The sequence below is a fragment of the Hydrocarboniphaga sp. FW305-C-57 genome (assembly GCF_058783045.1).
This window is the reverse complement of the sequence record NZ_JBYSYG010000008.1, coordinates 28,619-52,188: the sequence shown is the minus strand read 5'-3', so window position 1 is coordinate 52,188 and position 23,570 is coordinate 28,619. Positions and strand designations below refer to the sequence as shown.

The following is a 23,570-nucleotide window of genomic DNA, read 5'->3' as shown; positions in this document are numbered from 1 at the left end:
CGCAGGAGACCTAACCATGTTGCCAACAGTGGGTGCGCGGCTGCTGCCGCTGGTGCAGACGGTGTTGAGCCGGCTGTTCGACGCTTTCGATTTCATCGGCCGCCTGCTCAGCAGCGAGATGCTGCTGCCGCTCGGATCGAGCCTGGACATGGAGCGGGCCCGCTGTTCGCTGCGCGGCGGCGCCGACGGCCGGACCCTGCAGGAGAGCGCCCGATGAGCCTTCCGAATCCGGCCCGGCAGGGCGAGCGCTCCCCGGCGGTGGAGGAGCCGCGCGAGTTCCTCACCTTCACGCTCGGCAGCGAGGAATACGGCGTCGACATCCTCAAGGTGCAGGAGATCCGCGGCTACGACACGGTGACGCGCATTCCCGATACCCCGGCTTTCATCAAGGGCGTCATCAACCTGCGCGGCACCATCGTGCCGGTGGTCGACATGCGCCTCAAGTTCAAGCTCGACCAGGCCGACTACAACGTGTTCACGGTGATGATCATTCTCAACGTGGCGCAGCGCGTGGTTGGCATGGTGGTCGACGGTGTCTCCGACGTGCTGCAGCTCTCGGCCGAGCGGATCTGCCCGGCGCCCGAACTCGCGGGCCAGGTCGGCAGCCGTTTCGTCACCGGCATCGGCACGCTCGACCAACGCATGCTGATCCTCGTCGACATCGAGAAGCTCATGAGCAGCCCCGAGATGGCGCTCGTCGACGCGGCCACCGTGCATTGATCCGTCGCCCGGTGCAGCGAATCCAGAACCAAGGAATCCCAACATGAAGAAGAAACCCTCCGCAGCGGCCAAAGCCTCTTCCAAAGCCAAGCCGAAAGCCGCCACCAAGTCCACCAGCAAGCCGAAGCAGAAGGCGCCGATGCGCCCGGCGGCGCTGGTGGTGTCGCGATCCAAGCCGGTCAGCAGCGCGAGCGCCAAGTCGGCGCGCAACGCGGGTGCTGGACGCACGGCGGAACTCGAGCGCGAAGTCGCCGAGCTGCGTGCGCATATCGTCGCCATCCGCAGGCTACGGGCTTACGCCGAGCTCAGCATGATCGGTGAGATCGTCGATCTGAACGACAACTTCGCGCAGCTGATGGGGCATGCGCGGGGCGATCTGCTCGGCCGCAACATCACCAGCTTCATGGACGCGAACTGGCAGCGCAGCGAGGCGCGCGGTTTCTGGGACCAGCTCGCACGCGGAGAATCGGTGGCCGGGCGCTATTTGTTGCAGGTCGCCGGCGGTCGCGAGATCTGCATGCAGGCCAATTTCAATCCGGTCGTCGCATCGGGCGAGCTGCTGCATATCGCGCTCTACGCGACCGACGTCACCGACCAGGCCCGGCAGATGGCGGACTACGCCGGACAGGTGCAGGCCATCGGCCGTTCGCAGGCGGTCATCCACTTCACGCTCGACGGGCACATCCTCGAAGCCAACGACAACTTTCTGGCCGCGACCGGCTACAGTCTGGACGAGATCGTCGGACAGCATCACCGCATGTTCGTCGATCCGGTCGAGCGCTCGAGTGCCGAATACAAGACCTTCTGGGAAAAGCTCGGCCGCGGTGAATACGACGCCGGTCAGTATCGTCGTGTCGCCAAGGGAGGGCGCGAGCTCTGGCTGCAGGCTTCGTACAACGCCATTCTCGATTCGTCAGGAAAGCCGGTGAGGGTCGTCAAGTACGCCAGCGACATCACCGCGCAATGGCAGGCGAATCAGGCGCTGACCGCCGCCGTGCAGCAGACGCAGGGAGTGGTCACGGCGGCCGGCACGGGCGACCTGACGCAGCGCATTCCGCTCGAAGACAAGAACGGCATGATCCGTTCGCTCTGCGAAGGTGTGAACACGATGCTCGACGGCATCGAGGCGGCGACGCGGCGCGAGCGCGTCCAGGCGGCCGAGATGACGCGCATCAAGCAGGGCCTCGACGTGGTGGCGACCAATGTGATGGTGGCCGACGCCGGTCTCGACGTGGTCTACGTCAACGAGTCGATCAAGAAGATGCTCGCCGAGGCCGAGGCCGACATCCGCAAGGACGTGCCGACGTTCGTGTCCGCCACCGTGGTGGGTACCAACATCGACGTCTTCCACAAGAATCCGGCGCATCAGCGCGGCATGCTCGCCAGGCTGCGCGACACCCACAGCGCCAAGCTCGTGCTGGGCGGCCGCCACTTCTCGCTGCTGGTGAGCCCGATCGACGGCGCCGATGGCCAGCGCCTGGGCTACGTGGTCGAATGGAAAGACCAGACCGCCGAGCTCGCCGCCGCGCAGCGCGAACGGCAGCTGGCCGCCGAGATGGCGCGCATCAAGCAGGGCCTCGACGTGGTGGCGACCAACGTGATGGTGGCCGACGCCAATCTCGACGTGGTCTACGTCAACGAGTCGATCAAGAAGATGCTCGCCGAGGCCGAGGCCGACATCCGCAAGGACGTGCCGGCATTCAGCGCCGCGAGCGTGGTCGGCACCAACATCGACCGTTTCCACAAGACGCCTTCGCGTCAGCGCGAAATGCTCGCGCGGCTCGACAGCAGTTTCAACACGCGGCTCAACCTCGGCGGACGCTCGTTCTCGCTGATCGTCAATCCGATCCGCAGCGAGGCCGGCGAGCGCCTGGGCTTCGTGGTCGAGTGGAAGGACATCACCGCCGAACTCGCGCAGCGCGAGATCGACGCCGAGAACGAGGGCCGCATGGCGGCGATCAGCAAGGTGCAGGCGATCATCGAGTTCGAGATGGACGGCACGATTCGCGACGCCAACGAGAACTTCCTGTCGGCGACCGGCTACACGCTCGCCGACATCAAGGGCCGCCATCACAGCCTGTTCGTCGAGCCGGCCTATCGAGAGAGCGCCGAATACCGCCAGTTCTGGGAACGCCTGCGCCGTGGCGAGTACGACACCGCGCAATACCGCCGGCTGGGCCGGGAGGGCCGCGAGATCTACCTGCAGGCCAGCTACAACCCGATCCTCGATGCCCATGGCAAGCCGCGCAAGGTCGTGAAGTACGCCACCGACGTCACCGCGCAGGTGCTGGCCGCGCGGGCGCTGCAGCTGGCGGTCGACCAGACCGGCGACGTGGTGGCGGCGGCACGCGACGGCGACCTCGCTCGCCGCGTGCCGCTCGACGGCAAGAGCGGCGCGATTCGTGACCTCTGCGACGGCATCAATACGCTCGTCGACAACATGAGCGGCGTGATCGGCGAGGTCGGCCGTGTGCTTGGCGCGCTCGCCGAGGGCGACCTGACGCAGACCATCGACGCCGACTTCCAGGGTGCGTTCAAAGTCATCAAGGACGACAGCAACCGCAGCGTCGAGCAACTGGCGCTGGCGGTGTCGCAGATCAAGACCGCCACCGACACCATCAACGTCGCCGCCCGCGAGATCGCCAACGGCAACAACGACCTGTCGGCGCGTACCGAGCAGCAGGCCGCGTCGCTCGAGGAAACCGCTTCGTCGATGGAGGAGCTGACCAGCACGGTCAAGCAGAACGCCGAGAACGCCAAGCAGGCGAACCAGCTCGCGATGGGAGCCGCCGACGTCGCCCGCCGCGGCGGCCAGGTCGTCAGCGAAGTGGTGACGACGATGAGCGCGATCAACGAATCGAGCAAGAAGATCGTCGACATCATCAGCGTGATCGACGGCATCGCGTTCCAGACCAACATCCTCGCGCTCAACGCGGCGGTGGAGGCGGCGCGGGCGGGAGAGCAGGGACGTGGCTTCGCGGTGGTCGCCGCCGAAGTGCGCAGCCTCGCGCAGCGCAGCGCGGCGGCGGCCAAGGAAATCAAGGGCCTCATCGGCGATTCGGTCGAGAAGGTCGGCAACGGATCCAAGCTCGTCGAGCAGGCCGGCCGCACGATGGACGAGATCGTGACGAGCGTGAAGCGCGTGACCGACATCATGTCCGAAATCAGCGCGGCTTCGCAGGAGCAGAGTCAGGGCATCGAGCAGGTCAACCAGACCATCACGCAGATGGACGAAGTGACACAGCAGAACGCGGCGCTCGTCGAAGAAGCCTCGGCGGCGGCGCGCTCGCTCGAAGAACAGGCCGCCGGGCTCGCGGAATCGGTCAGCCAGTTCCGGCTCGAAGAAGGGGGCGCCGCGGCCGCCAAGCCGCAGCCGCGGGTGGTGGCGAGCGCCGCCGCGCCGAAGCCGGCCGTGCGTCCGCCTGCGGGCAAGCCGGCGGTGGCCAAGCCTGCGCCGGCACGTTCGAACGCCGCGCACTCGGCCAATGGCAAGTCCAGCGGCAAGGCCAATGGCAAGGCGCAGGCACCCGCGGCGAACGGGGCCGAGCAGTGGACGGAGTTTTGAGTCGATAGGTCTTGCTTCCCGCTTTTACATGCGCGCAGCAGCTGTTGTTTGTCCCCTCTCCCGCTTGCGGGAGAGGGTGGTCCGAAGGACCAGGAGAGGGGAAGCCCGGAAAGTGCGTTCACTTTCGAAGGAACCCTCTCTCCCCTCGCTCACGCGAGGGACTCTCTCCCGCAAGCGGGAGAGAGGACAGGCTTTCGATGTGCGCCACTCAATCAGGACCACCGCCATGACCCTCACGCTCGACCGCGAATTCGATTTCACCGGACGTGATTTCGAGCGCATCCGCAAGCTCATCCACGGCCGCGCCGGCATCGCGCTCGCCGACGGCAAGGAAGAGATGGTTTACAGCCGTGTCGTGCGCCGCCTGCGTTCGCTCGGGCTCGATTCGTTTCGCGGTTATCTCGACCGGCTCGAAGGCAGCGACGACGAAGAGGAATGGCAGGCGTTCACCAATGCGCTGACCACCAACCTGACCTCGTTCTTTCGCGAGGCCCATCACTTCACGGCCCTGCGGCGTTTGCTGGAGCGCCGTCCGCGCGGGCACAAGGCGCGCATCTGGTGCGCGGCGGCGAGCACCGGAGAAGAGCCTTACTCGCTCGCGATCACGGCCTGCGAAGCCTATGGTTCGATGACGCCGCCGGTGGCGATCCTGGCCACCGACATCGATACGCAGGTGCTCGCGACGGCCGAGCGCGGCGTGTATCCGATCGAGCGCATCGAAAAGCTCAGCGACGAGCAGCGCAAGCGCTTTTTCCTCAAAGGGGCGGGCACGGCTGCGGGACAGTGTCGCGTCGTCGAACCCTTGCGTCAGCTGCTCACGTTCCGGCCATTGAACCTGCTCGATGCGCGCTATCCGATGCGCGGGCCCTTCGATGCGATCTTCTGCCGCAACGTGATGATCTATTTCGACAAGCCCACGCAGCTGATGGTGCTTCGACGCATGATTCCGCTGCTCTGCGACGATGGCTTGTTCTTCGCCGGGCATTCGGAGAGCTTCTTCCATGCTGGCGATCTGATTCAGTCGGTCGGCCGCACGGTCTACAGAAAAGCGGGTGCACGCTGATGAGTTCCATGCCCCGCGCCCGCAGCGAGCAAGCGCCGGCGACGCCCACGCGCTACTACGACAACCGCTTCGACGCGCAGGCGCTCAAGGTGCTGCCGGGCGAGTATCTGGTCACCGCCGAAGACGTGATGCTCGTGACCGTGCTCGGCTCCTGCGTCTCGGCCTGCATCCGCGATCCGCTCGCCCGCGTCGGCGGCATGAACCACTTCATGCTGCCGCAGAGCGAGTCCGACGTCGGCAACTGGGCCACCGAATCGGCGCGCTACGGCGGCTACGCGATGGAAATGCTCATCAACGAACTGCTCAAGCGTGGGGCCGCGCGCAGCCGACTCGAAGCCAAGGTCTTCGGCGGCGGTTCGGTGCTGCCGGGCATGACGATCAGCAATGTCGGCGATCGCAACGGCGAATTCGTGTTGCGCTACCTGCAGGCCGAAGGCATCCGGCTCGTCGCGCAGGACCTGTTCGAAACCTGCCCGCGCCGCGTGCACTACTTCCCGCTGTCGGGACGCGCGATGGTCAAGCGCCTGCCGACGGCCAATGACAGCGAGGTGCTGGCCAGCGAACGCCTGTACCGCTCGCGACTGAAGGCCGAGCCCACGCAAGGCTCGGTCGAACTGTTTTGAGGAGAAAGCATGAGCGACCGGATCAAGGTTCTCGTGGTCGACGATTCCGCGCTCATGCGCAAGCTGCTGAGCGAATTCCTGGCGCGCGATCCGCAGATCGAAGTGGTCGGCGCGGCGCCCGATCCGTTCGTCGCGCGCGACAAGATCAAGGCGCTCAATCCGGACGTGCTCACGCTCGACGTCGAGATGCCGCGCATGGACGGGCTCACGTTTCTCGAGAACCTCATGCGCCTGCGGCCGATGCCGGTGGTGATGGTGTCCTCGCTGACCGAGCGCGGAGCCGAGACCACGCTGCAGGCGCTCGAACTCGGCGCAGTTGATTTCGTCACCAAGCCCAGGATCGATCTCGAGGCCGGCTTGCGCGAATACGCCGACGAGCTCGTCGCCAAGATCAAATCCGCCGCCAGGGCGCGCGTGCGTAGCAGCATCGGCGCACCGGCCCTCGCGCGTCCACCGCTGCGCCGCAAGCTGCTGCGCACCACCGAGAAGATCATCGCGATCGGCGCTTCGACCGGCGGCACCGAGGCGATCAAGCAGGTGCTCGAATGCATGCCGGCCGATGCGCCCGCGATCGTCATCACCCAGCACATCCCGGCCGCGTTCTCGGGGCCGTTCGCGCAGCGCATGAACCGCAGCTCGGCGATGAGCGTCTGCGAAGCCCGCGACGGCGAGCAGATCGTGCCGGGTCATGTCTACATCGCGCCGGGAGACTGGCATCTGCGGCTCGCGCGCGATGGCGCGCGCTACGTCTGCAGGCTCGACCAGGGTGCGCCCGAGAACCGCCATCGCCCGAGCGTGGACCTGCTGTTCAAGTCGGTGGCCCAGCAGGCCGGCGCGAACGCGGTGGGCGCGATCCTGACCGGCATGGGCGAGGACGGAGCGCGCGGGCTGCTCGCGATGCGGGAGGCCGGAGCGCGCTGCATCGTGCAGGACGAGGCGAGTTCGGTGGTCTGGGGCATGCCGGGTGTCGCGTTCAAGCTCGGCGCGGCCGAGCAGGCGCTCGACATCGCGCTGATCGCCGATCGCCTGCTGGCGCTGTGCAGCGGCGAGCGCGCGGCGGCTTGAGATGAGTATTGCCCTCTCCCGCGTGTGGGAGGGGGGAACAAGCCGAGCTGCAATTCATCCATTCAAGCTCCGCAGCGCGCGGCCGATAAACCACCCAGCCGTAGCCGCAGATCCCCCGGTCTCGAGGACCGTACGAATGACCAAGATCGACTCCATCCCCTCCGTCATGGCCCAGCTGCACATGCCGGCCCTCGCGGGCTCGCTGGCGCTCGCCGTCGCGGCGATGACGAGCCTGCCGCCGTTCGCGGACGGGCTTTGCGTGGCGGCCGCTGCGGCCGGCTGGGGCTACTTCTTCTGGCGCCGGAATCGCGAGCAGAGCGAACGCGCGCAACAGCACAGCGCGCTGAGCCGGCAGCAGCAGGACCATGATCGGCGGCTCGCGGAGATTCGCGAAGGACTGGCCGGTGAAGTCGGCGGGCTGGCGCATGAGATCACGCGCGTACGCGCCCTCGTGCAGTCCGCGATTCGCCAGCTGACGACGAGCTTCGAGGCGATGAACCAGCACGCGCGCCAGCAGAACGCGGTGGTCGCGCGCATTCTCGACCAGGCCGATGCCGATGGCGCGCAGAACGTCGGCGTTCGCCACTTCGCCGAACTCGCGGGCCGCTTGACCGGCGATCTCGTCGACACGCTCGCCGAAGCCGGCCAGCAGAGCCTGGCCAGCGTGCAGCAGATCGACACCATGGTTCAGCACCTCGACGCGATTTTCGAACTGCTCGGCGACGTGCGCTCGATCGCCGATCAGACCAATCTGCTCGCGCTCAACGCGGCGATCGAAGCCGCGCGCGCCGGCGAGGCGGGCCGCGGCTTCGCGGTCGTCGCCGAAGAGGTGCGCAATCTGTCGGAGCGCTCGAACAACTTCAACGAGCAGATTCGCAAGCGCGTCGCGAGTTCCAAGGAAGCGGTCGCCAAGGTGCGCGAATCGGTCGGCGGCATGGCGTCCAGGCACCAGGACCGTAGCCAGCAGGCGCGCAGCGAGGTCAACCGCCTGCTCGAGCGGATCAAAGACATCAACCAGTCGCTCGGCGACGGCGTGCGCGAGGTTTCGACCAGCTCGGAGCGCATCGGCAAGGCGGTTTCCGAAGCCGTGCGCTCGCTGCAGTTCGAAGATATCGCCACGCAGGCGCTCGCGGCCGCGGATGCGCACCTGACGCGGCTTTCATCGATCCACGACGAAGCCGGCAGCCTGCCGCTCGTGCGCGGAGCCGACGCGGTGCATGTGCCGAAGGCCTCTGCCCAACCGGCGCCGGTGATCGCGCCAGCCGCGGCCAACGCGGCGATCGCCACCGGCATCAACGGCAATCTCGCGGTCGCCGACTGGCGCCAGCCGCAGCACAAGCCGGTGGCGCAGGTGTCGATGGATTCGGGGGCGGTGGAGCTGTTCTGAGCCGCGCGTTCGGGACTCGCGCGTTTCGCGGTTACACACACCATGGCGACGCTTGATCGGTGACAGGGACTCACCGGCGTTCGCAGCGGATGGCCTCGCGGTTGTCGTGCGACAGCCGTCGGAGACACAGCATGAAGAACTATTCGGTTTCCGAAGTCGTCCATGGCCTGCGCCACCATCAAATCCGTCTGGCGCTGGAGCCCCAGGTCAATCTCAAGACCGGCGAAATCGTGGGGATGGAGTGCCTGGTGCGCTGGCACCATCCCGAGTGCGGCGTCGTCTCGCCCGCCGCGTTCCTGCCGCAACTGGAGATCAGTGGACTGCTGACTCCGCTGACCTTCGAAGTGCTGACGCGCATGCTGTCGGTACGCAAGCAGCTCCGGGCCGTCGGCTACACCGGCCGCTTCTCGATCAACGTATCCAACAAGACCCTGCTCGACTGGACGTTCGCGCGCGACGTCAGGCAGATCGCGCACGACACTGGCGAGACGCTGGGCGGCGTCACCTTCGAGATCACCGAGTCGTCTTCGATCGCTGACGACAATCTCTGCAGCGAGTCCCTGCAGGAGCTCGCCAAACTCGGGATCGCGCTGAGCCTGGATGATTTCTGGACCGGATATTCCTCGCTCAACAAGCCCGATCTGGATCTCTTCGGCGAGGTCAAGATCGACTACAACCTGACGTCGAAGATTCACGATGATCGTGTCGCGCTCGCCGGCGTCGCCTCGATCGTGACGTTCGCGAAGAACTTGAACTGGCATTGCGTGATCGAGGGCATCGAAAGAGCCGACACGATCCACCGGCTGCTGGAATTCGGCTGCGAGATCGGGCAAGGGTACTTTCTGTCGCGCCCGATTCCCGAGGCTGAAGTCGTCGAATGGTTCATCTCCAACACCGTGGACCAGCGGCTGTGCAGGTCGTCGTGGACGCAGCTGCCGACGTCGCCAACCAGTGCGCTGCCGCTGCTGGACGAGTCGCTGATGACGACGGTCGGCGCGATGAAGATGCCGGTCTGGTGTTTCAACGTCGAAAAGATGCAGATGGAATGGGCCAACGGGCCCGCGGTGGCGTTCTGGCGGGCCGATGATCTGCAGGAACTGCTGAATCGCAACTTCAGCGCGGACCTCAGCACCACGGCGCGCGAGCGGATCGGAAACTTCCGCGACCGGCTCAAGGACGGCAGTCAGTTCGCCGAGCAGTGGACGGTGTTCCCCAAGGGCGTTCCGACCCCGGTGTACTGCGTGTTCTCACTGATCGTCTCGCCCTGCGGCGACGAGTTGCTGCTGATCAAGGGATTCGAGGGCTTCCTTTCCGTTCCGAAGTCGGTCGACCACAGCCAGTTCGCGGAAGCGGCGAACATTCCAGCCGTCGCCATGACGCTCGACGCGCGCATCTACTGGCGCAACATCGCGGCCGCGCATCAGTTCGGATCGCAGACCCAATTCCTGGTCGAGGTGGCGACGCAGGTGATCGACGGCAGCTCGCTGCTGGAACGCGTACTGGCCTGCGGAGCGGTCATCAAGGATCTGCTGATCCAGACCGGACATTGCAACAGCTGGTTCCGGGTCAACGCCCGCACGATCCGGGACGAGAACAGCGGTGACTGGTCCATCCTGCTTTACCTGACGTCGATCTGCGATCTGCGCGGCTGTTCGCTGAGCGCAGCGGCGGCACCGTCGAGCAGTCCCGTCGCTCACGTCCTGGCGCTCGATACCCTGAAGCGGGTGGCCAGCCCTCGAGCCGGACGGTCCGATCAGACGTCGTCCGTCGTTTCCGGCGGCAGAGCCGGATCGGCCTTGCCGACCAGCTCGTCATAGATCGGCCGCATGCGGTTGACGAGCAGGCAGAACAGCTCGGCGGTGCGCTCGGCGTCGTAGATGGCCGAATGCGCTTCGCGGTTGTCGTAGGGCAGGCCGGCGCTCACGAGCGCCTTGGCGAGCACGGTCTGGCCCAGCGCGACGCCGCCGAGGGTCACGGTGTCGAAGGCCGAGAACGGGTGGAACGGGCTGCGCTTGATGCCGGTGCGCGCGATCGCGGCGTTCAGGAAACCGAGGTCGAAATGGGCGTTGTGCCCGACCAGCACGGCCCGCGTGCAGCCCTGTTCGGAAACCGCCTGGCGGATCGGCTTGAAGATGTGGCCGAGCGCATCGGATTCGTTGCGGGCCAGCCGCAGCGGATTGTCGATCTTGATGCCGTTGACCTCCATCGAGGCCTTTTCCATGTTCGCGCCCGGAAACGGCTCCACGTGGCTGAACACGGTCTGCTTCGGCACCAGCCTGCCGCTCTCGTCCACGCCCAGGATCACCGCCGCGATTTCGAGCAGGGCATCGGTGTGGGAGTTGAAGCCCCCGGTCTCGACATCGACGACCACGGGCAAGAAGCCGCGGAACCGATGGCCGACGCGGGGCAGGGCGGGAGACTGGGGCATGGGCAGCAAGCGAAGAGGTCGGGCCGGATGATAGCGCTACCGACATGGGGACGACTCGCGGGTGCACAAGCGCGATTTCGGTATTCGCACGGCAAACGCGATGCCCGTAGCGCCATCGCAGGACGATATAATCCGCCCCCGCTTTTGCCGTACGCCTACCTCCACCGTCGTTTTCCACCGGTTTTCTCATGAGCAAGCCCCGCAAAGTCGCGCTCGCCTACTCGGGCGGCCTGGACACCTCCGTCATCCTCAAGTGGCTGCAGGACACCTACCAGTGCGAGGTCGTGACGTTCACGGCCGACATCGGCCAGGGCGAGGAGCTCGACCACGTGCGTCCCAAGGCGCAGCAGTTCGGGGTCAAGGAAATCTTCATCGACGACCTGCGCGAAGAATTCGTGCGCGATTTCGTCTTCCCGATGTTCCGCGCCAACGCGATCTACGAGGGCGAATACCTGCTCGGCACCTCGATCGCGCGTCCGCTGATCGCCAAGCGCCTCGTCGAGATCGCCCGCGCCACCGGCTGCGACGCGATCAGCCACGGCGCCACCGGCAAGGGCAACGACCAGGTCCGCTTCGAGCTCGGCGCCTATGCGCTGTGGCCGGAAGCCAAGGTCATCGCGCCGTGGCGCGAGTGGGACCTCAACTCGCGCGAGAAGCTGCTGGCCTACGCGGCCGAAGCCGGCATCCCGATCGCCAAGAAGAAGGATGGCGGCTCGCCGTACTCGATGGACGCCAACGCGCTGCACATTTCGTACGAAGGCGGCGGCCTGGAAGATCCGTGGTGGACGCCGGACGACAGCATCTGGCGCCTGACGACGAACCCTGAAGAAGCCCCGAACGAGGCCGAGTACGTCACCATCGAGTTCGACAAGGGCGACGCCATCGCCGTCAACGGCAACAAGGGCACGCCGTACGAGATTCTCGAGACGCTCAACGCGCTCGGTGGCAAGCACGGCATCGGCCGCCTCGACCTCGTCGAGAACCGCTACGTCGGCATCAAGAGCCGCGGCTGCTACGAAACCCCGGGCGGCACCATCCTGCTCAAGGCGCATCGCGCGATCGAGTCGCTGTGCCTCGACCGCGAGCAGGCGCATCTGAAGGACGAGATGATGCCGCGCTACGCCAAGCTCATCTACAACGGCTACTGGTTCTCGCCGGAGCGCCGCGCCCTGCAGGCGCTGATCGACGACACCCAGGTCCGTGTCAACGGCGAGGTGCGCCTGAAGCTCTACAAGGGTGCCGTCTACAACGCCGGCCGCCGGTCGAAGGACACGCTGTTCGACGCCACGCTGTCGACCTTCGAGGACGATCGCGGCGCGTACAACCAGAAGGATGCCGAGGGCTTCATCAGGCTCAACGGCCTGCGCTTGCGCACCGGCGCCAAGCGCGACGCGCGCTGAGAATCGCTAGGCTGGATTGCTGAAGCGCCGGTGTGGCGCAAGACGGAAAAGCCCCTCGGTACGCCGGTACCGAGGGGCTTCGTTTTGAGGCGACGACTGCTTGCTGCCGCCGGGCGCCGTCGGCGGCCAGGAGTTCAGCGCGTCTGCGAGAACGAGGGCGTCGATTCGGGCGCGACGGCTTTCTTGAGTTCGTCCCAGCTCGGATCGCTGAGCTTGGGCTCGCCGGGGTCGCGATAGCTCGAGGCGGCCACGAGCGCCTTGCGGCGCAGCGCCGCGGACTCTTCCCAGCGATTGTGGGTCTCGCGGCGCGCGGCCATGTCCTCGCGCAGCTGCTGCTTGGCGTCGGGCGTCTTCGCGGTGGCAACCACGAGCGGCAGCTGCTCCTCGAAGGTCTTGATGTAGTACTCGCGCCGCGCCCGCTCGCGGTCGATCCACTGGATCTCGTAGGCCCGGCTCTCCTCGACCGGCAGGGTGCCGTCGTTGTCGTAGGCGGGCAAGACGCCGATGCGATCGTAGGTCTGCTTCGACAGCTTGTAAGGTTCGGCCTGGCAAAGAGCGGGCAGCAACAGCGCCGGGAAAAGCAGCGCAAAACCACGTAAGTGCTGGAAAGCCATCATCTAAATCCGAGCGCGGATGAGGCTTCCGACGGTAGTCACTGCCGTCTGAACTGTCTATGACGGTGAGGGGATTTCCGCTCGAATTGGCTACTCTTATCTACGGAGCCTGCCGTCAGATTCAGGAGCCTTGTTCGCCGACGACGGCGTGGGCCCGATCGGCAGGCGGACGCCGCGTCCGGCCGAAGCCGAGCGCGGCGAACGAGCGGTTTCAGCCTGCCGCGGTCGGCCTGCGCTTCACGGCTCGTTCCCGAGCGGCCCGAACGCGGGTGGCGGGTGGCGCGCCCGCGTCGCCGATTCGAAGGCGCTAGCGATCTTGAGCAGCAGCGGCTCCGAGAACGGACGTCCCGCGAAGTCGATGCCGACCGGCAGGCTGGCCCGCACCGGGCCGACCAGCCGCGTGCGATCGTCACCGGCGAGCCGGCTTTCGCCCCCGCCGCCGCCCGCGCCGCTACGCCCCCAGGCCTCTTCAGGGGTGGGCGGAGCGTTCGGGTCGCGGATCAGGTCGTAGACCTCGGTGGTGAAGCCGGCCGGCACGGTGATGACCGGAAAGCCCTGCGCGCCCATGAAAGTCCAGACGCCACTCGCGCTGCGTCCGTTGACCGGCGGGCCTCCCGGAGCACCGAGCTTGGTCGGCGGCAGGTTGCTGGTCGGGTAGACCAGGGCGTCGAGCTGCTGCTCGGCCATGCAGGCGAGCAGGGTCTGCTGCACCGAAAAGCGCAGCAGCAGGCGCTCGCCCATGTCGAGTTCCTTGGCCTTCTGCACGTTCTCGCGGCCCTTCAGGCGATCCGGGAAGGTGGGGTCCTGGTGAAAGCGCGCGTAGGTGATCAGGTCCGCATTGGTCTTGATGCGGGCGTCGCCGCGCTCGCGCAGGTAGAGGTCGATGAAGTACTTGCTCTGGCCGTCGCCGGTCGAGCTGCCGAACTCGCGCAGCGTGAGCTGCTGCGGCACCTGATCGGGGTTCATCTTGAAGTCGATGAGCCTGGCGGTGTGATCGGCCGTCGGCTTGCCGTGCTCGTCGACCGGGAACAGCTCCGGAAAGCGCTTGGTGAACAGCTTGTTACTGTCCTGCGGCGCGTACTTGCGGATGCAGGCGCTCAGCAGATCGCCCTGCGGGCCCGGATCGACCACGGTGGCGCCGAGCTTCGACAGCTGGGCGATGCCGGCGTCGACGATGTCGATGGTCTGCTCGTCGGCCTTGGTGAACAGCGACTTGTTCATGTACTCGCGCAGCACGCCGATGCGCAGTCCGTCGAGCCGCTGCGGCTGCGCGTAGCTGACGTAAGACTGCGCCGGCATGCGACCGACCGTGAAAGCCGTGAGCTCGTCCTTGGGGTCGTAGCCGGCGATCACGTCGAGCACGCGCGCCGCGTCCGCGACCGTGCGGCAGATCGGTCCGACGCGCGTGTTGATGCCGATCTGCACCATGCCGTCGCGGCTCACGAGCTCTTCGGTCGCGGCGATGCCGACCGCGCTCGCGGCGCTGGCCGGGCCGCGGATCGACGAGCCCGATTCCTCGGCGATGGCGCACATCACCAGGTTCGCGCCGACCGCCGAGCCGGAGCCCGAGCTCGATCCGCGCGGGCTGCGCTCGGTGTCGTAGGGGTTGCAGAAGGTGCCGCCGTAGGAGCTGCGCGGAATGCCCGAGGCGTATTCGCCGAGGTTCGACTTGGCGATCACGATCGCGCCGGCCTCACGCAGGCGCTTGACGAAGGTGGCGTCGTCCGGCGGACGATCGTTGGCGTAGTCGACGTCCGCGCCCGAGGTGGTGCGCATGTCGAAGGTGTCGTACTGATCCTTGATCGCCATCACCACGCCGTGCAGCGGGCCGACGAGCTTGCCGGTGCGGGCGAACGCGGCGTCCTGCGCGGCGGCGATTTCGAAGGCGTCGGGCATCGCCGCGTCGGCGTCCTTTTTGTCGGTCAGGCTGCGCGCCTTGCGCTTGTCGAAGCCCCATTTCTTCAGCGCGGCCGGGCGCAGGTTCAGGGTCACCAGCGAATTGATCTGCCCGGCATTCGCGATCGTCGTGATCGGGCCGAGCACGCCCTTGGGCTGGCTGACGCAGACGCCGTCATAGGCCTTGATGCGCTTGAGGTAGAGCGTGACGAGTTCGGTGGAGGTGATCTGCTTGTCGAGGATCGCCTGCTGCACCTGCGGGATCGTCGCTTCCTCGAGATGAAAGCGCGGCTTGTCCGCCGCTTGCGCCGAGGCCGCGCCCGCAGCGAAACAGAATGCGAGCAGCCAGTGCCGGCGAGTGCGAGGCGATGCGGGATGCGCTGCTCGTAGGGGACGACACGCGATTCGATGCCGAATGCTCATGGGCCATGTCCGATTGATTGATGAGATCGCTCGCGGCCGTCGTCAGAATGGCCGTCCGTGCTGTTGCAGACGCGAGATCGGTGCTCGTCCCCTACCGCGGGTGGGGTTCGCGCGATCGCTGCCGTCATCAGCAACAGACGACACGAACCCAGGGGAAACACACGATGAGCACGAGCGGACGGACTCCGCGACTCCTTGCGCGCTGCGCCGCGTGGGTGTGGATCGGCTTTGCCGGAGCGGCGGCGGCCTTCGACATCGAAGAGTCGACGATCGACGGCCTGCACAAGGCGATCAAAAGCGGCGAGACCAGCTGCTACGCCGCTACGCTGGCTTACGTCGAGCGTGCGCGTGCCTACAACGGGGTCTGCACCGCGCTCGTCACTGCCGATGGTGCCGCGATCGCCGATGCCGGCGGCACGCTGCGCGCGCGCGGCAAGCTCGCGTTTCCGGTGCAGACCGTGAAGGCCTCGAGCATCCTGCCAGACCTCGATCAGTTCAAGGGCAAAGTCGAATACGGTCACATGCAGGCGACGCTCTCGGAGCCGGCTGCGCAGCAGCAGTACGGCATGGTCGTCGGCATTCCGGGCAGCAACCAGGTCAGCGCGCTGTCGACGCTGAACCTGCGCGGCGAGCGTTCCACGACCTGCCCGGCCGAATGCGATACGCCGCCGAGCAGCGGCGCGCTGCCGGCGAGTTGCCCGCGTGCCTGCGAGGCCCTGCGCACGCAGCCCGATGCGCTCGAGACCGCGCGCTCGCTCGATGCGCGCTACGGCCGCAAGCCCGATCTCGCGAAGATGCCGATGTACTGCGTGTCGTTTTCGTTCAAGGACGTCTACGACACCAAGGACATGCGCTCCACGGGCGGCGCCGACGTGGCCTATGCGATGGACGTGCCGCGCGCCGATTCCACCGTCGTTTCCGAACTCCGCAGCAAGGGCGCGATCATCCTGGCCAAGGCCAATCTGGCCGAATACAACGGCGGTGCCGGCGACCCGGGCGGCGACGCCAAGGCGGCGACCAAGTCATACGGCGCCGGTGCGCGATCCACCTGGGGTGGAACCTCGTGCAATCCGTTCGATCCGACGCGCGAAACCGGCGGATCGAGCGCGGGTTCGGCCGCCTCGGTCGGCGCCAATCTGGTCGCCTGTTCGATCTGCGAGGAAACCGGTGGATCGTGTCGCCAGCCGGCCTGGCGCAACGGCGTCACCGGCCTGGTCACCACCAAGGGCCTGATCGGCTACGGCGGCGCGATCGGCGCCGATCCGTATCTCGATCGCGCGGGCATCAACTGCCGCAGCGTGCGCGATACCGCGCAGGTGCTCGACGCGCTCAAGAGTCCGCACCGCGGCTACTTCGATCCGCGCGACATCTACAGCGCGCTGCCGAGCGGCACCGCATCGGAAAAGCCCTATGCCGACGCGACCAGGCCCAGCGGCAAGGCCAAGCCACTCGCCGGCATGCGCATCGGCATCGTGCGCGAATACATGGTCAAGCACAGCGCCAACGATGCGGCGATCAGCGATGCGCTCAACGATGAAATCAAGCGCGTGCTCGGTGACGAACTCGGGGCCACGCTCGTCGAATCCTACGATCCGAAGTATCCGGATGATCCGAAGATTCCGAACATGCCGTACAACTTCCAGCACGCGCTCGCCGAAGTGCTGCCGCCGCTGATGCCCGAGCTGCTCGCGAAGAAGGACAAGCAGGGCAAGCCGCTGTTCTCGCTGCCCGGTTACGACCTGACGTCGCGCGACTACATGGTCAAGGCCGCCGAAGGCCGCGCGCCCTGGCCCGAAAATCTCAATCTGCGCAGCATCAACGACTCCGACTCGAGCTACGCCTTCAGCTATCACTTCGCGCAATACCTCATGCGCCGCGCCGACGATCGCGTGATCGACTGGGCCAGCCTCAACGCCAACGCGAGCTACTACGTGGAGACGCGCAAGGCGGCGATGAAGAATTGGGAGAACAAGATCGACATCGTCTCGCTCGGCAACACGCAGGACATCAAGATGCGCGAAGTCGGCCGCCTGGCCGTGCTCAAGGTCCTGCGCCAGAACGACATCACGGTGTTCGTGAATCCGACCACCACGATTCCAGCAGCGAAGATCGGCTACGCGAGCCAGCCGAGCGTGAACAGCCGGCCGATCGGCCGTTTCCCGACGAGCGCGAATCTGGGCATTCCCGAAATCACCGTGCCGGCGGGCTTCAACAGCACGGTCTACGAACCGGGCTTCGCGCTCAAGGCCGACAAGAGCGACTACGAATCCATCGCCAACGAAACCCAGGCCAGCACGAGCGCGCAGCCGATGCCGATCGGCCTGTCGTTCTGGGCGGGGCCGGGAGACGAAGCCGTGATCCTCAAGGTCGCCGCGGCTTACGAGCAGGCGACGCAGCATCGCAAGGCGCCGCCGCTGCTGCCGAAGCTCGCGAAGAAGAACTGAGGCTCGCCGATCGCTTCGGACAACAAGCCCAGGCCGCAAGCCTGGGCTTTTTTCTTGCGCGGCGCCGGCGCTGCGTAGGGCTCGCGGACGCTCGCGCGTCTGACTGCATATCTGCCGCGATGGAAGTTCCCTCATGCGCCTGCCTCATTCGAAGCGGATCGTCCGCCTGTTCGCCGTTTGCCTCGCGATGTCGTCACTCGGTGTTGCCCACGCCGAGTTCGCGGTGGAAGAAGCCACGATCGAACAGATCCACGCGGCTTACCTGAAAGGCACGACCACGGCGCGCGAAGTCACCGCGGCCTATCTCGCGCGCATCGAGGCCTACGATCAGCAGGGGCCGATGCTCAACGCCATCATCACCGTCAACGAGCAGGCGCTCGCGCAGGCCGATGCGCTCGATGCGCAGCTCAAGAAGACCGGCAAGCTCAGCGGCCCGCTGCACGGTATTCCGTTCGTCGCCAAGGACAACATCGACAGCGGCGATCTGCCGACCTCGGGCGGCTCGGCGTCGCTTGCGCACTTCCAACCCGAGCGTGATGCGACTTCGATCGAGCGCATCCGCAAGGCCGGCGGCATCCTGATCGCCAAGGCCTCGCTCGCGGAATTCGCCAATGGGGGCTTCGACAGCATCAACTCGCGCTCGCCAGGCTACATCCGCAATCCGTACAACACCGCGTACGCATCGGGCGGATCGTCCGGCGGAACCGGCGTCGCGATGGCGGCGAATTTCGCGGTGGTGGGGCTTGGAACCGATACCGGCATTTCGGTGCGCGCTCCGGCGTCGATCAATAGCGTCGTCGGCCTGCGGGTTTCGCATGGACTCGTGAGTCTCGACGGCGTGATGCCGCTCAATGTGTTCTGGGACACCGTGGGCCCGATGGCGCGCACCGTGCGCGATACCGCGATCCTGCTCGAAGCGATCGCAGGACCGGACGCGCGCGATCCGATCAGCCAGAAGAGCAAGGGCCATGTGCCGAAGCGCTACACCGCCGGACTCAAACCCGGCTCGCTCAAGGGCAAGCGGCTCGGCGTATTGCGACAGATCGTGCCGGCCGACAATTCCGACCCGCGCGTCGTCGCGCTGATGGATCAGGCGATCGCGGATCTGCGCCAGGCGGGCGCGGAGATCGTCGATCCTTTCGCGATGCCCGAGCTGCCCGAGCTCACCAAGGGCTGGACCAACTTCATGCGCCTGCGCGACGACTTCGACGGCTATCTCGCGAAGCATCCGAACGCGCCGTACAAGTCGTTCAAGGACATCGTCGCCTCCAGGCAATATCTCGCGCCGCGATTCGAGGCCTCGTTCACCGCGCAGGCGAACTATCCGTACAAGGCCGACGAAGATCCGACGACGCCCGAGAAACAGCAGCGCAGCGAGGAGATTCGCCAGGCGTTCCTGAAAGCCTTCGATGTGGCGAGGCTCGATGCGATCGTCTATCCGCAATTCAATTTCCCGCCGAAGAAGAACGGCGACACCTATACGCCGCTGGGCCGCGACCAGAACCTGTATTCGTCGGTGACCGGCTTCCCGGCGCTCGTGGTGCCGATGGGCTTCGTCGCTCCGGGCCTGCCGATCGGCCTGCAGTTCTTCGGCCGGCCCTGGAGCGAAGCGACGCTGTTCGAGATCGGCTACGGCTATGAGCAGGCCACGCATCACCGCGTGCCGCCACCGACCACGCCACCGCTGGCGGACAGCTTCGCAAGCAAATTCATCGGCACCTGGAAGCTCATCGCGATCGCCGATCGCGATCCGAAGACGGGTGCGCAAACGCCCGCCGAACGCGGCGCCGCCGACGGCCAACTCGTCTACGCGCCGAACGGACGCCTGTCGGTGCAGATCGTGCGTACTGGGCGCGACAAGATTCCGGTGGGTTCAGCCGATGGCTTCAGCAGCTATTTCGGTCGCTGGGAACTGCTGGCGGCCGAGGGCTGCATGGTGCATCACCAGGATGGCAACCTGAATCAATCGCGCATCGGCGAAGCGGGCAAGCGTTACTACGGATTCGATGCGCAAGGCCATTTGTCACTGACCACGCCGCCGAGCCAGCGGCCCGATGGCAGGACGCTGTCCTCGGTCTTCATTTGGGAGCGCATTCCGTGAAGCGGTCTGCGCAGCCCCGCTCGTGACGGCTTGCCCCTCTCCCTCCGGGAGAGAGGCAGGGTGAGGGACTCTCAGGAATAGCCAAGTCCGGCTATCACAACGAATCCCTGATCCGCCCTGCGGGGCTCCTTCTCCCGGACGGAAAAGGCAAGGCCCCTGTTAACGTGCTCAGCTCGATGCTCTCGCAAGCCCCTCGTGACCGCGAGGGGCTTTTCGACGCTATGGACGGCAGACTCAGTATTCGAAACGCTCCCCGGCCAGCGCCGGCGTCGTCGCCGGCGGCACGAGGTGATGCGTGGCCTGTTCGTAGCTGTAGGCGTAGCTCAGCAGGCGCGGCTCGCTCCAGGCCGGGCCGAAGAAGCTGATCGTCACCGGCATCTTCTCGTTGGTGAGGCCGGCCGGCACGATCACGTCCGGGAACTGGGTGACGTTGGCGATGCTCGTGAGCGAAGGTGCGCCAGGGCGATCGACCACGTTGGCGACGTTCGGATCGATGATCTCGGGCTGGCGCGAGCGCGTGGGATAGACGATCGCGTCGAGCTGGTGTTGCTCGATGAGCCCGAGCACCGCGCCTTGCACGGCCTTCATGCCGTAGAGCTTGGCCGAGGTGTAGCTGATGTCGGTGATCGGCTCGCGCTCGCCGAGCGCCTTGAAGCGCGTGAACACCGAGGGATGCGGCATGAACTCGCCCTTGGGCTGCGTGAGCTTCATGCCGAGCGCGGCGAGTTCGGTGACCGTCTTCGGCAGGCCGGGCCTGAGCGTGCCGAGATAGGCGACGTAGTTGTCCTTGACCTCGGCGCGCATCGGCTCCATCACGTTGGCGCGGTTGTTGAGCGCCATCGCCGGATAGTGCAGGCCATCGACGATGATCGCGCCTTGCGCCTTGAGTTCGGCGAGTGCCGCATCGTACACACGATCGACTTCCGCATCGGTGCCCTGATGATCGCGGATCGCACCGAGCCGCACGCCCTTGAGCGCGTCTTTCTTGAGGAACTGCGTGTAGTCCTTGTAGAACAGCCCGGCGCTCGTCGAGGTCAGCGGATCCTTCGCGTCGACGCCGGTCATGTAGCCGAGCGCGAGCGCGGCGTCGTAGACGCTGCGCGCCATCGGTCCGCCGGTGTCGAAGCTCAGCACGCAGGGCATGATGCCGCTGCGCGAGATCAGGCCGTTGGTGGGCTTGATGCCGACGATGCCGTTGGCCGACGACGGTCCGCGGATCGAGCCACCGGTGTCCGAACCCAGGCCGAGCGGCGAGAACCAGGCCGCAAGGCCGGCGCCGGTGCCGCCCGAAGAACCGGACGGAGTGCGTCGCGGATCGTGCGGGTTGTGCGTCTGTCCGAGGCGCGACGAATAGCCGATGCCGCCATGTGCGAACTCGTCCATGTTGACCTTGGCGATGATGATCGCACCGGCGTCGCGCAGCTGCCGGATGCTCGGCGCATCCTCGTACGGCAGCGAATTGGCGAGCACGAAGCTGCCGCCGCTGGTCGGCATGTCGGCGGTGTCGTAGTTGTCCTTGGCGAGGATCGGAATGCCCATCAGCGGAGAGCGCAGGCCCTTGCTCCTGCGCTCCTGATCGAGTGCGCGCGCGGTGGCGATCGCGTTCTTGTTGAGCGTGATGACGGTGTTGAGCGCAGGCCCTTTCTTGTCGTACGCGGCGATGCGGGCCAGATAGAGCGTGACGAGCTTTTCGTAGCTCAGCGCGCCCGCATCGACCGCGGCCTGGATATCTTCGATGCCGGCGGTCTGCAGATCGAAGGTCTTGGCTTGCGCGACTGATGGGAACGCGAACGCGATCGCGGCGCTGATCAGCAGGGGCTTGAAGCTGGAGTGCCGCCGGGATTTGCGGCGGACATTTCGCGGAATCGGATGGACGAGTCGCATGGCAATGTTCTCAAGTGGTCAGAGATCAGAACTCGATCCGGTCGCTCGGCAGCGAGGGCGTGTGCTTGGGCAGCACGCGCGCATGCGTGGCCTGCTCGAAGTCGTAGCCGTAGCCGAGCAGCTTGGGTTCGCTCCAGGCCGGGCCGAAGAAGCTGATCGTCACGGGCAGTCCGTCCTTGGTGATGCCCGCCGGCACGATCAGATCGGGATAGCCGGTCTGGTTGGCGATGTTGGTCGGGCTGTTGGCCGCGCCGGGCGGAGCCGCCGCCGGATCAATCGGCTGCGCCGGACGCGGGTTGGTCGCGTAGACGATCGCGTCGAGCTTGTTCGAACTCAGCACCGCATCGACCGAGGCCTTGACCAGGGCCAGGCCTTCGTTCTTCGCGACGAGATAGATCGGATCGTCGAGATCGAGCGCCTGCGTCGCCGTGTAGGTCAGCGCGTAGGCTTTTTCGGGCTGGCGATACTTCGTCTTCGGATCGTTCGAGAGCCTGACGACGTCGTCGAAGGTCTTCGGGAAGCCGGGCTTGAGTGTTCCGAGATAATCGGTCACCTGCGCCTTGAACTCGCTCGCCATGATCAGCGAGTAGCCCGGCTGGCGCATCGCGAGCATGTAGCTCGGATAGCGCACATCGATCACCGTCGCGCCGAGCTTCCTGAGCGTGGCGATCGAGGCTTCCATCACGCGATCGACTTCGGCGTCCTGGCCGAAGAAATCGCGTGCCACGCCGATGCGCGCGCCCTTGAGCGAGCCGGTCTTCAGATACGGCGTGTAGTCGGTCTTGAACTGGCCGGCGCTCGGCTGCGTGGCGGCGTCGGCCGTATCGACGCCGGTCATCGCGCCGAGCGAGATCGCGACGTCGGTGACGCTGCGCGCCATCGGTCCGCCGGTGTCGAAGGAGAGCGCGAGCGGAATGATGCCGTCGCGGCTCAACAGGCCGCGTGTCGGCTTGAGGCCCGCGATGCCGTTGACCGACGAAGGGCTGCGGATCGAGCCGCCGGTATCGGTGCCGAGTCCGAATTGCGCGAATGCGGCCGCGAGGCCCGCGCCAGTGCCGCCCGACGAGCCCGCGGGGCCGCGCGACAAGTCATGCGGATTGCGCGTTTGCCCGCCAGCGGTCGAAGAGCCGTTCGGCACCGCGCCGCGCTTGAGCACGAGCGGATCGGTCGCGCCGCTGACGCTGCCGCCACCACCGGCCCATTCGGACAAGTTCACCTTGGCGACGATGATCGCGCCCGCCTCGCGCAGCTTCTTGACGACGAAGGCGTCGTCGGGCGGAACGCTGCCGAGCAGCAACTGCGAACCGCCGGTGGTCTGCAAGTCGAAGGTGTCGTAGTTGTCCTTGAGAATCACCGGAATGCCGTGCAGCGGGCCGCGAATCTTGCCGGCCTTGCGTTCGGCATCGAGCTTCTTGGCTTCGGCCCTGGCTTTTGGATTGAGCAGGATCACCGCGTTGATCGTCGGCCCTTTCTTGTCATAGGCCTCGATGCGCTTGAGATAGGCGTCGAGCAGCTTTTGCGACGTCAGGCCTTGCGAAAAAGCGGCTTGTACTTCGGTGATGCTCGCGGTGCTGATGTCGAGTGTCGCTGCGTTGGCGGCGTGAAAGCTCAGCGCCAGTGCGCAGGCGAGGGCGGTAGAGGCGAACAGACGCTTGGCGAGCATGGCGGCACCGGTTGCGGGAATGTATCCATGCAGACGCGGTGTCGGATGAAGCACCCTACGTGAGCGATGCGGGCTTCGATCGGCATGGGTGTCGCAGCGATGCCTGGTGCTACAAGTGCGAGCGCAGCCGCTGTTCCTCTCTCCCGCGTGCGGGAGAGAGTCCCTCGCGAATGCGAGGGGAGAGAGGGTTCGCCGGATGAAGTGAGCGCACTTTCCGGGCTCCCCCTCTCCCGGTCCTTCGGACCACCCTCTCCCACGAGTGGGAGAGGGGAACAGCCCGTGATGTCGCGCTGA

Annotated in this window: 16 protein-coding genes; 11 read left to right on the top strand and 5 right to left on the bottom strand. The window is 66.2% G+C overall.

From position 1 onward, the window contains the following. The first annotated feature begins 16 nt into the window (after positions 1-16). From AC3WUM_RS16535 to AC3WUM_RS16500, 8 genes are all read left to right on the top strand, one after another. Positions 17-217, top strand: coding sequence for a hypothetical protein (locus tag AC3WUM_RS16535; protein WP_492411475.1), 201 nt, complete (start codon positions 17-19; stop codon positions 215-217). Beyond that, positions 214-720, top strand: a complete 507-nt coding sequence (locus tag AC3WUM_RS16530; protein WP_492411474.1) for a chemotaxis protein CheW — start codon at positions 214-216, stop codon at positions 718-720. The genes AC3WUM_RS16535 and AC3WUM_RS16530 overlap by 4 nt, the downstream gene beginning before the upstream one ends. 43 nt (positions 721-763) lie before the next feature. Next, complete coding sequence (locus AC3WUM_RS16525; RefSeq protein ID WP_492411473.1) at positions 764-4,285, top strand: methyl-accepting chemotaxis protein; 3,522 nt, start codon at positions 764-766, stop codon at positions 4,283-4,285. A 226-nt stretch (positions 4,286-4,511) separates the two neighbouring features. Beyond that, positions 4,512-5,348: a CheR family methyltransferase gene (locus AC3WUM_RS16520; protein ID WP_492411471.1), complete on the top strand. Its 837-nt coding sequence runs from the start codon at positions 4,512-4,514 to the stop codon at positions 5,346-5,348. Positions 5,349-5,356: 8 nt separating this feature from the next. Then, positions 5,357-5,971: a chemoreceptor glutamine deamidase CheD gene (gene cheD / locus AC3WUM_RS16515; RefSeq protein ID WP_492411717.1), complete on the top strand. Its 615-nt coding sequence runs from the start codon at positions 5,357-5,359 to the stop codon at positions 5,969-5,971. 9 nt (positions 5,972-5,980) lie between these two features. Further along, on the top strand, positions 5,981-7,036 hold the full coding sequence (locus AC3WUM_RS16510) for a protein-glutamate methylesterase/protein-glutamine glutaminase (protein ID WP_492411470.1): 1,056 nt from the start codon (positions 5,981-5,983) through the stop codon (positions 7,034-7,036). A 136-nt stretch (positions 7,037-7,172) separates the two neighbouring features. Next, entirely contained in the window at positions 7,173-8,423 is a 1,251-nt protein-coding gene (locus AC3WUM_RS16505; protein ID WP_492411469.1) for a methyl-accepting chemotaxis protein, read from the top strand. Between the two features lie 131 nt (positions 8,424-8,554). Then, positions 8,555-10,240: an EAL domain-containing protein gene (locus AC3WUM_RS16500; RefSeq protein ID WP_492411467.1), complete on the top strand. Its 1,686-nt coding sequence runs from the start codon at positions 8,555-8,557 to the stop codon at positions 10,238-10,240. On the opposite strand, the gene rnt is transcribed toward AC3WUM_RS16500, so the two are convergent. Continuing rightward, complete coding sequence (rnt, locus tag AC3WUM_RS16495; protein ID WP_492411466.1) at positions 10,177-10,851, bottom strand: ribonuclease T; 675 nt, start codon at positions 10,849-10,851, stop codon at positions 10,177-10,179. The two genes, AC3WUM_RS16500 and rnt, sit on opposite strands and share 64 nt — an antisense overlap. Positions 10,852-11,039: 188 nt before the next feature. Here rnt and AC3WUM_RS16490 point away from each other — a divergent pair, with 188 nt between their 5' ends. Beyond that, positions 11,040-12,251 (top strand): argininosuccinate synthase, encoded by a 1,212-nt coding sequence (locus AC3WUM_RS16490; RefSeq protein WP_492411465.1) that lies wholly within the window; start codon positions 11,040-11,042, stop codon positions 12,249-12,251. 134 nt (positions 12,252-12,385) lie between these two features. Here AC3WUM_RS16490 and AC3WUM_RS16485 read toward each other — a convergent pair whose 3' ends face one another. Together AC3WUM_RS16485 and AC3WUM_RS16480 are read right to left on the bottom strand one after the other, a co-directional pair. Continuing rightward, complete coding sequence (locus tag AC3WUM_RS16485; protein ID WP_492411464.1) at positions 12,386-12,865, bottom strand: hypothetical protein; 480 nt, start codon at positions 12,863-12,865, stop codon at positions 12,386-12,388. A gap of 237 nt (positions 12,866-13,102) precedes the next feature. Continuing rightward, positions 13,103-15,016, bottom strand: a complete 1,914-nt coding sequence (locus tag AC3WUM_RS16480) for an amidase (protein ID WP_492411463.1) — start codon at positions 15,014-15,016, stop codon at positions 13,103-13,105. Between the two features lie 332 nt (positions 15,017-15,348). On the opposite strand from AC3WUM_RS16480, the gene AC3WUM_RS16475 reads away from it, so the two are divergent. After that, a complete protein-coding gene (locus tag AC3WUM_RS16475; RefSeq protein ID WP_492411462.1) occupies positions 15,349-17,628 on the top strand; it encodes an amidase family protein in 2,280 nt (759 codons plus the stop codon). A gap of 133 nt (positions 17,629-17,761) precedes the next feature. Beyond that, positions 17,762-19,729, top strand: coding sequence for an amidase family protein (locus tag AC3WUM_RS16470; RefSeq protein WP_492411460.1), 1,968 nt, complete (start codon positions 17,762-17,764; stop codon positions 19,727-19,729). Between the two features lie 234 nt (positions 19,730-19,963). Here the strand turns inward: AC3WUM_RS16470 and AC3WUM_RS16465 are convergent, their stop codons facing one another. Further along, entirely contained in the window at positions 19,964-21,613 is a 1,650-nt protein-coding gene (locus tag AC3WUM_RS16465; RefSeq protein ID WP_492411459.1) for an amidase family protein, read from the bottom strand. Positions 21,614-21,638: 25 nt separating this feature from the next. Continuing rightward, positions 21,639-23,276, bottom strand: a complete 1,638-nt coding sequence (locus AC3WUM_RS16460) for an amidase family protein (protein ID WP_492411457.1) — start codon at positions 23,274-23,276, stop codon at positions 21,639-21,641. Positions 23,277-23,570 lie beyond the last annotated feature (294 nt).

What these genes read in the sequence shown, in the direction of transcription:
- AC3WUM_RS16485 (WP_492411464.1), bottom strand. Translation starts at nt 12,865, where the DNA reads ATGGCTTTCCAGCACTTACGTGGTTTTGCGCTGCTTTTCCCGGCGCTG.
- AC3WUM_RS16500 (WP_492411467.1), top strand. Translation starts at nt 8,555, where the DNA reads ATGAAGAACTATTCGGTTTCCGAAGTCGTCCATGGCCTGCGCCACCAT.
- AC3WUM_RS16510 (WP_492411470.1), top strand. Translation starts at nt 5,981, where the DNA reads ATGAGCGACCGGATCAAGGTTCTCGTGGTCGACGATTCCGCGCTCATG.
- AC3WUM_RS16525 (WP_492411473.1), top strand. Translation starts at nt 764, where the DNA reads ATGAAGAAGAAACCCTCCGCAGCGGCCAAAGCCTCTTCCAAAGCCAAG.
- cheD (WP_492411717.1), top strand. Translation starts at nt 5,357, where the DNA reads ATGCCCCGCGCCCGCAGCGAGCAAGCGCCGGCGACGCCCACGCGCTAC.
- AC3WUM_RS16520 (WP_492411471.1), top strand. Translation starts at nt 4,512, where the DNA reads ATGACCCTCACGCTCGACCGCGAATTCGATTTCACCGGACGTGATTTC.
- AC3WUM_RS16475 (WP_492411462.1), top strand. Translation starts at nt 15,349, where the DNA reads ATGAGCACGAGCGGACGGACTCCGCGACTCCTTGCGCGCTGCGCCGCG.
- rnt (WP_492411466.1), bottom strand. Translation starts at nt 10,851, where the DNA reads ATGCCCCAGTCTCCCGCCCTGCCCCGCGTCGGCCATCGGTTCCGCGGC.
- AC3WUM_RS16505 (WP_492411469.1), top strand. Translation starts at nt 7,173, where the DNA reads ATGACCAAGATCGACTCCATCCCCTCCGTCATGGCCCAGCTGCACATG.
- AC3WUM_RS16490 (WP_492411465.1), top strand. Translation starts at nt 11,040, where the DNA reads ATGAGCAAGCCCCGCAAAGTCGCGCTCGCCTACTCGGGCGGCCTGGAC.
- AC3WUM_RS16470 (WP_492411460.1), top strand. Translation starts at nt 17,762, where the DNA reads ATGCGCCTGCCTCATTCGAAGCGGATCGTCCGCCTGTTCGCCGTTTGC.
- AC3WUM_RS16460 (WP_492411457.1), bottom strand. Translation starts at nt 23,276, where the DNA reads ATGCTCGCCAAGCGTCTGTTCGCCTCTACCGCCCTCGCCTGCGCACTG.
- AC3WUM_RS16535 (WP_492411475.1), top strand. Translation starts at nt 17, where the DNA reads ATGTTGCCAACAGTGGGTGCGCGGCTGCTGCCGCTGGTGCAGACGGTG.
- AC3WUM_RS16465 (WP_492411459.1), bottom strand. Translation starts at nt 21,613, where the DNA reads ATGCGACTCGTCCATCCGATTCCGCGAAATGTCCGCCGCAAATCCCGG.
- AC3WUM_RS16530 (WP_492411474.1), top strand. Translation starts at nt 214, where the DNA reads ATGAGCCTTCCGAATCCGGCCCGGCAGGGCGAGCGCTCCCCGGCGGTG.